The sequence below is a fragment of the Pseudolabrys sp. genome, from assembly GCF_035943735.1.
Taxonomy (GTDB): domain Bacteria; phylum Pseudomonadota; class Alphaproteobacteria; order Rhizobiales; family Xanthobacteraceae; genus Pseudolabrys.
Map to the genome: position 1 here is coordinate 68,460 of NZ_DASZBV010000022.1, position 13,562 is coordinate 82,021.

The following is a 13,562-nucleotide window of genomic DNA, read 5'->3' on the forward strand; positions in this document are numbered from 1 at the left end:
AAAAGGCGCCCCGTTGCGGGGGCGCCCAGTGCGAACGCTTGGGAGCGTTGTTTCGGAGGACGGATCAGGCGGCCGCGCTGGCTTTACCGGCGGTCGACACTTCCGAGATCGTCTTCAGGATCTGCGATGCGATCTGGTAGGGGTCCCCCATGGAGTTCGGGCGGCGATCTTCCAGATAGCCCTTGTAGCCATTGTTGACGAAGGAGTGCGGCACGCGGATCGAAGCGCCACGGTCAGCCACGCCGTAGCTGAACTTGTTCCACGGCGCCGTCTCGTGCTTGCCGGTCAGGCGCATGTGGTTGTCCGGACCGTAGACGGCGATGTGGGCGTCGATGTTCTTCTCGAACTGCTTCATCAGGGCTTCGAAATAGTCCTTGCCGCCGACTTCGCGCATAAACTTGGTAGAGAAGTTCGAGTGCATGCCGGAGCCGTTCCAGTCGGTATCGCCGAGCGGCTTGCAGTGCCACTCGATGTCGATGCCGTAGGACTCGCACAGGCGCATCATGATGTAGCGGGCGATCCACATCTGGTCGGCCGCGGTCCTCGAACCCTTGCCGAAGATCTGGAATTCCCACTGGCCCTTCGCCACTTCGGCGTTGATGCCCTCATGGTTGATGCCGGCCTCGAGGCAGAGCTCGAGGTGCTTCTCAACGATCTCGCGGGCGACCGCGCCGACGTTCTTGAAGCCGACGCCGGTGTAGTAGGGGCCCTGCGGCGCCGGATAGCCGTGCTCGGGGAAGCCGAGCGGGCGGCCGTCCTTGTAGAAGAAATACTCCTGTTCGAAGCCGAACCAGGCGGCTTCGTCATCGAGGATAGTGGCGCGCTTGTTCGACGGATGCGGAGTCTTGCCGTCCGGCATCATGACTTCGCACATGACCAGCGCGCCGTTCTTGCGCGCGCCGTCCGGAAACACCGCGACCGGCTTGAGGACGCAGTCCGACGAGTGGCCTTCGGCCTGCATCGTCGAAGAACCGTCGAAGCCCCACAGCGGAAGCTGGTCGAGGGCAGGGAAGGAATCGAATTCCTTGATCTGCGTCTTGCCACGCAGGTTCGGTACCGGCGTGTATCCGTCGAGCCAAATATACTCGAGCTTATACTTCGTCATGCGATTCTCTCTGTGAGCTGAAGACACGAGTCGCGGTAAGTGAGTGCGTGCTCAGCCGCCAACGGCGCCCCGGCCGCCAACTGCCGCGGCCAGCGAAGCACGATCCGTGCCAATCAAAGGCGGCGTTTGTTCGCGGGAGGGTCGGTGGTTTGTCTCGCGTTTGAAGGCTGAACCGCGGTTTTCCGCGCGCCGTCCACCTGTCGACGCGGGCGGGCAGCGCGGGATGTGCCTAGATTGTAGGCATTACGATCATTTGATGTGCGGCTTTGCGTCGAGTCAAAGTGCCAGGCGTTCTATCGCGACACACGTCCATTCAGGCGGCCCACGAAAGGAGCCCGACATGACGACGGAATCGCAACGCGAGACGGCAACGATCTACACCTTCCCCGCGCGCGGACGCTTTGCCGTGGAGAGCGATGGCAAGGCGGCACGCCAGAGCGAGCAGCGGGCCGCGCCGACCGTGACGGGCAGCGGCTGGTATCACGACGAGGCGATCCGCGAGGAGCACGAGCGCATGGACCACTAGGTGGTTTGACGCCGACGGCTCCGTCACGCGCCGAAGACGGACCAGCCCATGCGCTTGGTGAGCGCCTCGAGCGCAACGCGCCCGAGATAAGAATTGCCATTGGCATCGAGGCCCGGCGACCAGACGGCAATCGACGCCTTGCCCGGCGCGATCGCAAGGATGCCGCCGCCGACGCCGCTCTTGGCCGGCAGCCCGACCCGGTAGGCGAACTCGCCGGAACCATCGTAATGGCCGCACATCAGCATCACCGCATTTATGCGGCGCGCGCGTTCCGGCTGCACCACCGACAGCCCGGTGGTCGGATGGCGGCCGAGATGCGCCAGGAAGCGGCCGGCCATGGCCAATTGCCGACACGACATGGCGATAGCGCAATGGTGGAAATAGACGCCGAGCGTGTAGTCGATCGGGTTCTCCAGCATGCCGAACGATTTCATGTAGTTGGCGAGCGCCGCGTTGCGGAAGCCGCTGCGCTGCTCCGACGCGGCGACCGCCTCGTCGATGCCGATGCTGTCGTCATCGGACAGGAACTGCATGAACCGCACGATCTCGCCGAGCAGCTCGCGCGGCTGATGCCCTGACAGGATCAGGTCGGTCACGGCAATCGCACCGGCATTGATGAACGGATTGCGCGGTCTGCCGCGCTCGTATTCGAGTTGCACGATCGAGTTGAACGGGCTGCCCGAAGGCTCGCGTCCGACGCGTTGCCACAGCCGGTCGCCGGCCTTGCCGAGCGCCAAGGTCAGCGTGAACACCTTCGAGATGCTCTGGATCGAGAAGGGAACGTCGCAGTCGCCGGCTGCGGCAACGTTGCCGGCGTCATCGACTACGACCAGTCCGAAGGCGTTGCGATCGACCCGCGCGAGTTCGGGAATGTAGCCTGCGACCTCGCCACGGTCCGGACGCGCCGACATCTCGTCGGCAATCTCCCTAACGACACGCTCGAGTTCTCGCGTGGCAATTGTCATGTCGGTCACAGGCGCGATGCGGCGGCGGTGCCCGCGCGGCCTTCCATAAAAAAGGGGCGCTTCCCTTGAGGGAAGCGCCCGACGAGTGACACCGCTAAACGGAGCAATGTCTTGGGAGGAAGCGCTGTTACGCCGAGTAATACATCTCGTACTCGACCGGATGCGGCGTGTGCTCGAAGCGGATGACTTCGGTCATCTTCAGCTCGATATAGCTGTCGATGAAGTCGTCGTCGAACACGCCGCCCGCCTTGAGGAAGTCGCGGTCCTTGTCGAGGTTCTGGAGAGCCTCACGCAGCGAGCCGCAGACGGTCGGGATCTGCTTGAGCTCGGCCGGCGGCAGATCGTAGAGGTCCTTGTCCATCGCGTCGCCGGGGTGGAGCTTGTTCTTGATGCCGTCGAGACCGGCCATCAGGAGCGCCGCGAAGCCGAGATACGGGTTGGCGAGCGGATCGGGGAAGCGGACCTCGACGCGCTTGGCCTTCGGGCTGTCCGTGTACGGGATACGGCACGACGCCGAGCGGTTGCGCGCCGAGTAGGCGAGCAGCACCGGCGCCTCGAAGCCCGGCACCAGACGCTTGTAGGAGTTGGTGGTCGGGTTGGTGAAGGCGTTGATCGCCTTGGCGTGTTTGATGACGCCGGCGATATAGGACAGGCACATGTCGGAAAGCCCGGCGTACTTGTCGCCGGCGAACATCGGCTTGCCGTCCTTCCAGATCGACTGGTGGCAGTGCATGCCCGAGCCGTTGTCGCCGTAGATCGGCTTCGGCATGAAGGTCGCGGTCTTGCCGTAGATCTGCGCGACCTGCTGAATGCAGTACTTATAAATCTGCAACTGGTCGGCCATGAAGGTCATCGGCGAGAACTTCAGCCCGAGTTCGTGCTGGGCCGAGGCCACCTCGTGGTGGTGCTTCTCGACCTTGGCGCCCATCTTGGCCATGGCCGCGAGCATTTCCGAGCGCATGTCCTGCGCGCTATCCTGCGGCGGCACCGGGAAGTAGCCCTTCTTGATGCCGATGCGGTGGCCGAGATTGCCGCCTTCGTAGTCGGTGTCGGAGTTGGTCGGCAGCTCGATCGAGTCGAGCTTGAAGCCGGTGTTGTAGGGATCGGCCTTGTACTTCACGTCGTCGAACACGAAGAACTCGGCTTCCGGTCCGAAGTAGATTGTGTCGCCAAGGCCCATCGACTTCACCAGCGCCTCGGCCTTCTTGGCCATGCCGCGGGGATCGCGATTGTAGGGCTCGCCGGTCGTCGGCTCGAGCACGTCGCAGACCAGGACGAGGGTGGTCTCGGCAAAGAAGGGGTCGATGCAGGCGGTGGCCGGATCGGGCATCAGGCACATGTCGGACTCGTTGATCGCTTTCCAGCCGGCGATCGAGGAACCGTCGAACATCTGGCCTTCGGCGAACGTATCCTCTTCGATCATCGTGACGTCGAAGGTCACGTGCTGCCATTTGCCGCGCGGGTCGGTGAAGCGGAAATCGACGTATTTCACGTCGTTATCCTTGATCATCTTCATGACGTCTTTGGCGGTGGTCATGGGTCTGCAGTCCCCCTTGGTGGTGGTTTTACCGGCGGGTCTTGGCCCGCGGCTCAGATGGCGTCAATCCCGGATTCACCCGTTCGGATACGAATGGCCTCTTCGATGTTGGAGACGAATATCTTGCCGTCTCCAATCCGGCCAGTCTGGGCGGCCCGCCGGATCGCATCGATCGCCTTTTCCACCATGTCGTCGCCAACCACGACCTCGATTTTCACCTTCGGGAGAAAATCCACGACGTATTCGGCACCCCGGTAGAGCTCCGTGTGCCCCTTCTGGCGGCCGAAACCCTTCGCCTCGGTCACAGTGATCCCCTGCAGGCCGACCTCCTGCAACGCCTCTTTCACCTCGTCGAGCTTGAAAGGTTTAATGATGGCTTCGATTTTCTTCATTGCGTTGTCCTGACCTCCCGCTCGCCGGGTGACATCCGGAGAACCGACGTTTCGTTAGCAGAACCCGTGCCAAACGGGCAGAAGCGAAAACCCCATTTTTGTTCAGATGCTTGGGGGTAGGAAGCAACTGTATTGGGCGGGTGCCGCAAATGTGTGGCCTCAATATTAGGCAAGATGACGAAAAAGTAGGCAGAAAAGACGATCAATTGAAAGCAGACCGGCGCGGTTTGTCGGATATCCGCTGCATCGCTAGGGTCCGGGGCATGCTCGAACTGCTCACCAGCGCCGAGATGAGCGACGCCGACCGGCGCACGATCGCCGGCGGCACGCCCGGCGTTGCGCTGATGGAGGCGGCCGGGCGCGTGGTCGCCGACGCCGTCTCGAGGCTGCGGCGCGGGCGGCCGGTCACGGTGGTTTGCGGGCCCGGCAACAATGGCGGCGACGGTTTCGTCTTGGCCCGCATGCTGGCCGAGCGGAATACACCAGTGCGGATGATGCTGGTGGGCGAGCGTGCCAAGCTCAAAGGGGACGCCGCCATGGCGGCCGCGCGCTGGGCCGGCGCGGTCGAAGCCGCGACGCCGGACGCGGTCGATCCGGACCATGTTGTCGTCGATGCGCTGTTCGGTGCCGGCCTCGACCGCGAGGTGACGGGTCTGCCGCGCATGATGATCGAGGCGATGAACCGCGTGCATGCGCCGGTCGTCGCGGTCGATCTGCCGAGCGGCATCAACGGCACGACCGGCATGGTCATGGGCGTCGCGGTACGCGCCACCGAAACGATTACGTTCTTCCGCGCCAAGCCGGGCCACCTCTTGCTGCCGGGGCGGCTGCATTGCGGCACGCTCGCGATCGCCGACATCGGTATCCCGGCAAGCGTGCTGGAGACGATCAAGCCGAAGACCTTCGCCAACCGGCCGGCGCTGTGGCGCGACAGTTTCCCCGTGCCGAAGCCCGAGGGACACAAATACGCGCGCGGTCACGTTGTCGTGGTGTCGGGCGGGCTGTCGACCACCGGCGCGGCGCGGCTTGCCGCGCGCGGGGCGCTGCGGGCAGGGGCGGGCCTGGTGACCATTGCCAGCCCGGCCGACGCGCTGGCCGTGAACGCGGCGGCCAGCCTCGCCATTATGGTGCGGCGGGTGGACGGCGTCGCTGCGCTCAGCGAATTCCTTGCCGATACGCGTCGCAACGCAGTGGTGCTCGGCCCCGGCGGCGGCACCGGCACCGACATGGTGCGGCAGGTGCAGGCGGCGCTCGGCAGTACGGCGGCGGTTGTCCTCGACGCCGACGCCCTGACCAGCTTCGCATCGGAGCCGGAAGCGCTGTTCGCCGCCAGCCGCAGCCGCGCCGCGCCGGTCGTCATGACACCGCACGGAGGAGAGTTCGAACGTCTGTTCAATACATTAGAAAAGGATACTCAGGTTCTTTCGAAACTTGAGAAGGCGCGCGCGGCGGCGGCGCTTAGCGGAGCCGTCGTCCTGTTGAAGGGGGCCGACACCGTCGTAGCCGCCCCCGATGGCCGCGCCAGCATCGCCGATAATGCTCCCGGCACCCTCGCGACCGCCGGCGCCGGCGACGTCCTTGCCGGCATGGTGGCGGCGCTGCTCGCGCAACATATGCCGGCTTTCGAGGCGGCCAGCGCCGCCGTCTGGCTGCATGGCGAGGCTGCGGCGGCCTTCGGCCCCGGGCTGATCTCCGAAGATCTGCCCGAGGCCTTGCCGGCCGTGTACCGGCGCCTGAGCGCCGACCTGCGCTGATCCTACTGCTGCACCAGGTTGCCGTTGTTGTTGGCGATGCCGTTGAGCGACAGGCTGGTCGCGGTCGAACTGCCGTTCGACATCCGGCAAAGCGCCGACAGCGTCGTGTTCGGGCTGTTGCCGACGATGATCAGGATGTTGCCGCAGCTCTTCTGGAAAGTGCTGGCGCCGCTGCCCTGCGTCAGCTTGCCGTTCTGGTTGCTGATCCCCTGGAGGATCAGTTTGGTCGCGTTGGGGCTGCCGTCGGCCTTCAGGCACACGGCGGTGATCGCCGCGTCGTTGCCCGAATAGGCGAAAGCGATGTTGGAGCAGGTGTTCTGGTAGGTATTGCTCGCGAGGGCCGGGGTTGCGAGGAGCACAGCGGCGGTCGCGGCGAACAAAGCGATCTTCATGAGGTCCTCCCGTCAGGTTTCGGGCCGTGCCAGCCGTCGGAAAGGTGCCGGCGATAGACAACTAAAGCGCGTGTATGTAAATAATGCAACTGAATTGTCACAGGTTTACAACCCCGCCACGCGGTGCGGCGGGTGCGTTGCATTTTCGCGCGGGCCGCGCCGGTCCCCATTTTCTTGATGCCTTCCACCGCCTGCGTGATATAAGCCGCGCCGCTCGCGGGACGCGGCGTTTGACGCCTTGCCTTGGCGGGTGACGGCGCGTTAAGCCCGGTCGCGGCGCAGGGCAATCCTGCGGTCGCCCTTTGCGGGCGTGGCGGAATTGGTAGACGCGCTGGATTTAGGTTCCAGTGGCGAAAGTCGTGGGGGTTCGAGTCCCTCCGCCCGCACCAAGACAAGGGCTGATGAGATGACCTGGGCCGCAAGGCCCGCATTCCGACACGACCGGCGCGTAGGGCTTAGTGCCGATGCGACGCGAGTGCTAGCAAAGAAGCAGTGTGGCCAATGCAAGTTACCGAAACGCTCTCCGAAGGTCTCAAGCGGGAATACCGGGTCGTAGTGCCCGCCGCCGAGCTCGAATCGAAAGTCAGCGCGCGGCTGGAGCAACTGAAGAACCAGGTCCGCCTCAACGGCTTCCGTCCCGGCAAGGTGCCGGTCGACCACCTCAAGCGGCTCTACGGGCGCTCGACCATGGCCGAGGTGATCGAGGCCACCGTGCGAGACGCAAATAACCAGATCGTGTCCGAGCGAGGCTACAAGCTCGCCGCCGACCCGAAGGTGACGCTGCCGGAGGAAAAGGACGACGTCGAGAAGCTGATCGAGGGCAAAAGCGACCTCGACTACACGATGGCGCTCGAGATCGTGCCGCCGATCACGCTCGGCAACTTCAAGGACATCAAGATCACAAAGCCGGTCGCCGACGTGGCCGACTCGGAGGTCGACGAGGGCATCGCCCGCATCGCCGAACAGAACAAACCCTTCGCGGCGCGCGCCGAGGGCGGCAAGGCGGAAAAGGGCGACCGTGTCGTCATCTCCTATGTCGGCACCATCAATGGCGAGGCCTTCGAGGGCGGCACCGGCGAGGACGCGCCGGTCCTCATCGGTTCCAACACTTTCATCCCGGGCTTCGAGGATCAGCTTGTCGGCATCGCCGCTGGCGAGAGCCGCACCATCAAAGTGACCTTCCCGGCGCACTATCAGGCCGAGCATCTGGCCGGCAAGGACGCGGAATTTGCCGTCACCGCCAAGTCGGTGGAGGCGGCCGGTACGGTCACCGTCGACGACGAGTTCGCCAAGACGCTCGGGCTGGAATCCCTCGACAAGCTGCGCGAGGCGGTGCGCGAGCAACTCGGCCGCGACCACACGGCGGCGACGCGGCAGAAGGTGAAGCGCGCACTGCTCGACGAGCTCGACAAGATGCACAAGTTCGAGCCGCCGCCGTCGCTGGTCGACGAGGAGTTCAATCGCGTCTGGCACACGGTGCTCCAGGAGATGGAGAACGAGCGCAAGACCTTCGCCGACGAGAACACCACCGAAGAGAAGGCGAAGGAGGAATATCGCGCCATCGCCGAACGCCGCGTGCGGCTTGGTCTGGTGCTCGCCGAGATCGGCGAGAAGAACAACATCACCGTGAGCGAGGACGAGCTCAACCGCGCCATCATGGAGCGCATGCGCCAGTTCCCCGGCCAGGAGCAGCGCGTCTACGAGTACTTCCGCCAGAACGCCCAGGCGGTCGCCTCGATGCGCGCCCCGATCTTCGAGGAGAAGGTCGTGGACTTCCTGCTTGAACTCGCGCAGGTCACTGACAACAAGGTGTCGCGCGAGGAGCTGTTCAAGGAAGACGACACTGTGCCGGCCTGACGCCGGATCGTCCTGCCTCACTTGCGCCGGGGGGCCGGCGCAAATAGATCACCCGGCGCGGGCCGGAAGGCTAAGCTTTGCGGATGCCTTCGTGATTCGCGTCAAGGAGCAGAAATGAGAGACCCCGTCGAGACATACATGAATCTCGTCCCCATGGTGGTCGAGCAGACCAACCGGGGCGAGCGCGCCTACGATATCTTTTCGCGGCTCCTGAAGGAACGCATCATCTTCATCACCGGTCCGATCGAGGACGGGATGTCGACGCTCGTCGTGGCGCAGCTTCTGTTCCTCGAGGCGGAGAACCCGAAGAAAGAAATCTCGATGTACATCAACTCGCCGGGCGGGGTGGTGACGTCGGGCATGGCGATCTACGACACCATGCAGTTCATCCGTCCGGCGGTGGCGACTCTCTGCATCGGCCAGGCCGCCTCGATGGGCTCGCTGCTGCTCGCCGCCGGCGCCAAGGATCAGCGCTTCGCGCTGCCGAACGCCCGCATCATGGTTCACCAGCCCTCGGGCGGGTTCCAGGGTCAGGCCACGGACATCATGCTGCACGCGCAGGAAATCCTGAACCTGAAGAAGCGGCTCAACGAGATCTACGTGAAGCATACCGGCCAGTCGCTGAAGAAGATCGAAGACGCGCTGGAGCGCGACTATTTCCTGACCGCTGAGGCGGCGCGGGACTTCGGGCTGGTCGACAAGGTCATCGACCGCCGGGCCGAAGACCTGCTGCTGCCGAAGCCAGTCTGACCGGACTTGCCCGGGCGGGAGCCAGCGGCCACACTCGACGCCGGGACGGCTGCCCCGATACGGCCTTTTTTGCCGGCTGTGAGTGCTGCATTATCGTTAATAGATTCTTGATTATCAGGTCGTTAGCATGCTTCGCTTATGGTGTAGGGGAGAGAATGGGTTTGCGTGCCTCCCCGGTTAGGCCGCCGTGCCGGAAGTCCGGCGCGTAAATTGCTTCGTTCGATGCACGTACGTCTGTGTGGCGAGCGAATGTGACGGAGAATGGAATGAGCAAAGTCGGCGGCAGCGATTCAAAGAACACTCTCTACTGCTCGTTCTGCGGCAAGAGCCAGCACGAAGTCCGCAAGCTCATCGCCGGTCCGACGGTGTTCATCTGCGACGAGTGCGTCGAGCTGTGCATGGACATCATCCGCGAGGAGAACAAGTCCTCGCTGGTGAAGTCGCGCGACGGGATTCCGACGCCGAAAGAGATCCGCAAGGTGCTCGATGACTACGTCATCGGCCAGGACCATGCGAAGAAGGTGCTCTCGGTCGCGGTGCACAACCACTACAAGCGCCTCAACCATCAGGCCAAGCACAACGACGTCGAGTTGGCGAAGTCGAACATCCTGCTCATCGGTCCGACCGGTTCGGGCAAGACGCTGCTCGCGCAGACGCTCGCGCGCATCCTCGACGTGCCGTTCACGATGGCGGATGCGACGACGCTCACCGAGGCCGGTTACGTCGGCGAGGACGTCGAGAACATCATCCTGAAGCTGTTGCAGGCCGCCGATTACAATGTCGAGCGCGCGCAGCGCGGCATCGTTTACATCGATGAGATCGACAAGATCTCGCGCAAGTCCGACAACCCGTCGATCACGCGCGACGTGTCGGGCGAGGGCGTGCAGCAGGCGCTGTTGAAGATCATGGAAGGCACCATCGCCTCCGTGCCGCCGCAGGGCGGGCGCAAGCATCCCCAGCAGGAGTTCCTGCAGGTCGACACAACCAACATCCTCTTCGTCTGCGGCGGCGCCTTTGCCGGCCTCGACAAGATCATCTCGTCGCGCGGCCGTTCGACCTCGATCGGCTTCGGCGCCAAGGTCCTCGCGCCCGAGGATCGCAAGACCGGCGAGATCTTCCGCGAGGTCGAGCCCGAGGATCTGCTCAAGTACGGCCTCATCCCCGAGTTTGTCGGTCGCTTGCCGGTGGTCGCCACACTTGAGGACCTCGACGAGGCTTCGCTGAAGAAGATCCTGGTCGAGCCGAAGAACGCGCTGGTCAAGCAGTACCAGCGTCTGTTCGAGATGGAGTCGATCGACCTCACGCTCGCCGAAGAGGCGCTCGGTGCAATCGCCCGCAAGGCGATCGACCGCAAGACCGGCGCGCGCGGATTGCGTTCGATCATGGAAGGCATCCTGCTCGACACGATGTTCGACCTGCCGAGCCTGGAAGGCGTCGAGGAGGTCGTGATTTCCAAGGAAGTCGTCGAGGGGACGGCGCGGCCGCTCTACATCTACGCCGACCGCAGCGACCGCACGGCCGAATCGGGCAGCGCCAGCGCCTGATAATGATACCGACGGCGGGCCCCGGACAGCCGGTGCGGCCCGCCGCGTCGTTCCCGGGCGTGGGGAACTGCGGTCTGTATCGCGGTTTTAACTGGAAAACCGGGCGTTACTTGCAGACCCTGGCGGTCCGACATACGTATAGTGTCCGATACCGTCTCGCGTACGAATCATAGTTTTGACTGGGTAAGGGACTTCCCGCGGTAAGCGCCGGACCATCGCGTTCGGCGCGCCTTGCCCTTCCGATCGGCACTGTCGGACGATGCCGCAAGAGCGGGTCGTGGTGACAGGGGCACAACAACAAGGATACCCGCAATGACCACCAAGCCACGACCTCAGCTGCAGCCTGGCGAGACCCGGGCTTATCCCGTTTTGCCGCTGCGCGACATCGTGGTGTTTCCGCACATGATCGTCCCGCTCTTCGTCGGCCGTGAGAAGTCGATCAAGGCGCTGGAAGAAGTGATGCGCTCTGACACCTTCATCCTGCTCGCCACGCAGAAGAACGCCTCCGACGACGATCCGGCGACCGACTCTATCTTCGAGGTCGGCACGTTGGCGAGCGTGCTGCAGCTGCTGAAGCTTCCCGACGGCACCGTGAAGGTGCTGGTCGAAGGCGCGACGCGCGCGCGCGTACTCAAGTACACCGACCGCGTCGAGTACTACGAAGCCGACGCCACCGCGCTCGCCGACGATAGCGGCGACCGCGTCGAGGCAGAGGCCATGGCGCGCTCGGTCGTCACCGAGTTCGAGAACTACGTGAAGCTGAACAAGAAGGTGTCGCCGGAAGTCGTCGGCGTCATTCAGCAGATCGAGGACTACGCCAAGCTCGCCGACACCGTCGCTTCGCATCTCGCGGTGAAGATCGCCGACAAGCAGGACATCCTGGAGACGCCGTCCGTCACCCAGCGCCTGGAGAAGGTGCTGGGCCTGATGGAGAGCGAGATCTCGGTGCTGCAGGTTGAGAAGCGCATCCGCACCCGCGTCAAGCGGCAGATGGAGAAGACGCAGCGCGAGTACTACCTCAACGAACAGATGAAGGCGATCCAGAAGGAGCTCGGCGACGAGGAAGGTCGCGACGAGCTCCAGGAGCTGGAAGACAAGATCAAGAAGACCAAGCTCTCCAAGGAAGCCCGCGAAAAGGCGACGCACGAGCTCAAGAAGCTGCGCCAGATGTCGCCGATGTCGGCGGAAGCCACCGTCGTGCGCAACTATCTCGACTGGCTGCTGTCGATCCCGTGGAACAAGAAGAGCAAGGTCAAGAAGGACCTCAATGCCGCCGAGGAAATCCTCGACGCCGATCACTACGGCCTCGAGAAGGTCAAGGAGCGCATCGTCGAGTACCTCGCCGTGCAGCAGCGCGCCAACAAGCTGACCGGCCCGATCCTGTGCCTCGTCGGCCCCCCGGGCGTCGGCAAGACCTCGCTCGGCAAGTCGATCGCGAAGGCGACCGGCCGCGAGTTCGTGCGCGTGTCGCTCGGCGGCGTGCGTGACGAGGCCGAGATCCGCGGCCACCGCCGCACCTATATCGGCTCGATGCCCGGCAAGGTCATCCAGTCGATGCGCAAGGCCAAGACCTCGAATCCGCTGTTCCTGCTCGACGAGATCGACAAGATGGGCGCCGACTTCCGCGGCGATCCGTCCTCGGCGCTGCTCGAGGTGCTCGACCCCGAGCAGAACGGGACCTTCGCGGACCACTACCTGGAGGTCGAGTACGACCTCTCGAGCGTGATGTTCATCACCACGGCGAACACGCTGAACATCCCGGCGCCGCTGATGGATCGTATGGAGATCATCCGCATCGCCGGCTACACCGAGGACGAGAAGGGCGAGATCGCGCGCAAGCACCTGATCCCGGCCGCGATCGCCAAGCACGGGCTCCAACTGAAGGAATGGTCGATCGATGACGAGGCGCTGCTGACGCTGATCCGCCGCTATACGCGGGAAGCCGGCGTCCGTAACCTCGAGCGCGAGCTGTCGAACCTGATCCGCAAGGCGGTGAAGGAACTGATGACGTCGAAGAAGAAGGCGATCGCCGTCACGGCCGCCAATCTCGGCGACTATCTCGGCGTGCCGAAATATCGCTACGGCGAGATCGAGGCCGAGGATTTGGTCGGCGTCGTCACCGGCTTGGCGTGGACCGATGTGGGCGGCGAACTGCTCACGATCGAAGCCACGTCGATGTCGGGCAAGGGCAAGATGACCGTCACCGGCAATCTGCGTGACGTGATGAAGGAGTCGATCTCGGCGGCGGCGTCCTACGTCCGCTCGCGTGCGGCCGCCTTCGGCATCGCGCCGCCTTTGTTCGACAAGCGCGACATCCACGTGCACGTGCCGGAAGGCGCGACGCCTAAGGACGGCCCGTCGGCCGGCGTCGCCATGGTCACCGCCATCGTCTCGGTGATGACCGGCATTCCGGTGCGCCGCGACGTCGCCATGACCGGCGAGATCACGCTGCGCGGCCGCGTGCTGCCGATCGGCGGCCTCAAGGAGAAGCTCCTGGCCGCCGCGCGCGGCGGCATGAAGATCGTGCTGATCCCGGAGGAGAACGCCAAGGACCTCACCGAGATTTCCGATACGATCAAGAAAAACCTCGAGATCGTGCCGGTCACGCGGATGGACGAAGTGCTGGCCCGCGCGCTGGTGCGCAAGCCGGAGCCGATCACCTGGGACGAGGAGGCGGCCAAGCTTGCCGCCGCCGAGGCTAAACCGGATGAGGAAGGCTCGGGTCTGACCGCGCACTGAC

Annotated in this window: 11 protein-coding genes and 1 tRNA gene; 7 read left to right on the forward strand and 5 right to left on the reverse strand. The window is 64.1% G+C overall.

Annotation, left to right across the window (positions count from 1 at the left end; translation table 11 throughout):
• Nucleotides 1-64 precede the first annotated feature (64 nt).
• The gene (locus VGV41_RS17245) at nt 65-1,105 is read right to left on the reverse strand and encodes a glutamine synthetase beta-grasp domain-containing protein (RefSeq protein WP_326865187.1); all 1,041 of its coding nucleotides are present in this window, start codon (nt 1,103-1,105) and stop codon (nt 65-67) included.
• Between the two features lie 340 nt (nt 1,106-1,445).
• Here VGV41_RS17245 and VGV41_RS17250 point away from each other — a divergent pair, with 340 nt between their 5' ends.
• Entirely contained in the window at nt 1,446-1,631 is a 186-nt protein-coding gene (locus tag VGV41_RS17250) for a DUF2735 domain-containing protein (protein ID WP_326865189.1), read from the forward strand.
• 23 nt (nt 1,632-1,654) lie between these two features.
• Here the strand turns inward: VGV41_RS17250 and VGV41_RS17255 are convergent, their stop codons facing one another.
• From VGV41_RS17255 to VGV41_RS17265, 3 genes are all read right to left on the reverse strand, one after another.
• On the reverse strand, nt 1,655-2,596 hold the full coding sequence (locus VGV41_RS17255; RefSeq protein ID WP_326865190.1) for a glutaminase: 942 nt from the start codon (nt 2,594-2,596) through the stop codon (nt 1,655-1,657).
• 127 nt (nt 2,597-2,723) lie between these two features.
• Nucleotides 2,724-4,133 carry a type I glutamate--ammonia ligase gene (glnA, locus tag VGV41_RS17260; protein WP_326865191.1) on the reverse strand — a complete coding sequence of 470 codons (1,410 nt, stop codon included), beginning with the start codon at nt 4,131-4,133 and terminating at the stop codon, nt 2,724-2,726.
• Between the two features lie 53 nt (nt 4,134-4,186).
• Nucleotides 4,187-4,525, reverse strand: coding sequence for a P-II family nitrogen regulator (locus tag VGV41_RS17265; RefSeq protein ID WP_326865192.1), 339 nt, complete (start codon nt 4,523-4,525; stop codon nt 4,187-4,189).
• 263 nt (nt 4,526-4,788) lie between these two features.
• Between VGV41_RS17265 and VGV41_RS17270 the strand changes: the two genes are divergently transcribed.
• Nucleotides 4,789-6,279, forward strand: a complete 1,491-nt coding sequence (locus tag VGV41_RS17270; protein WP_326865193.1) for an NAD(P)H-hydrate dehydratase — start codon at nt 4,789-4,791, stop codon at nt 6,277-6,279.
• A 2-nt stretch (nt 6,280-6,281) separates the two neighbouring features.
• Here the strand turns inward: VGV41_RS17270 and VGV41_RS17275 are convergent, their stop codons facing one another.
• Nucleotides 6,282-6,671 (reverse strand): CVNH domain-containing protein, encoded by a 390-nt coding sequence (locus VGV41_RS17275; protein WP_326865194.1) that lies wholly within the window; start codon nt 6,669-6,671, stop codon nt 6,282-6,284.
• 304 nt (nt 6,672-6,975) lie between these two features.
• Here VGV41_RS17275 and VGV41_RS17280 point away from each other — a divergent pair.
• The 5 genes from VGV41_RS17280 to lon all read left to right on the forward strand — a co-directional run bounded on the left by VGV41_RS17280 (nt 6,976) and on the right by lon (nt 13,561).
• A tRNA-Leu gene (locus tag VGV41_RS17280) sits at nt 6,976-7,060 on the forward strand.
• A 112-nt stretch (nt 7,061-7,172) separates the two neighbouring features.
• Nucleotides 7,173-8,528 carry a trigger factor gene (gene tig / locus VGV41_RS17285; protein ID WP_326865195.1) on the forward strand — a complete coding sequence of 452 codons (1,356 nt, stop codon included), beginning with the start codon at nt 7,173-7,175 and terminating at the stop codon, nt 8,526-8,528.
• A 114-nt stretch (nt 8,529-8,642) separates the two neighbouring features.
• Nucleotides 8,643-9,278: an ATP-dependent Clp endopeptidase proteolytic subunit ClpP gene (gene clpP, locus VGV41_RS17290; RefSeq protein ID WP_326865196.1), complete on the forward strand. Its 636-nt coding sequence runs from the start codon at nt 8,643-8,645 to the stop codon at nt 9,276-9,278.
• Between the two features lie 266 nt (nt 9,279-9,544).
• Complete coding sequence (gene clpX, locus VGV41_RS17295) at nt 9,545-10,822, forward strand: ATP-dependent Clp protease ATP-binding subunit ClpX (RefSeq protein ID WP_326865197.1); 1,278 nt, start codon at nt 9,545-9,547, stop codon at nt 10,820-10,822.
• 312 nt (nt 10,823-11,134) lie between these two features.
• Nucleotides 11,135-13,561, forward strand: coding sequence for an endopeptidase La (gene lon, locus VGV41_RS17300; protein WP_326865198.1), 2,427 nt, complete (start codon nt 11,135-11,137; stop codon nt 13,559-13,561).
• Nucleotide 13,562 lies beyond the last annotated feature (1 nt).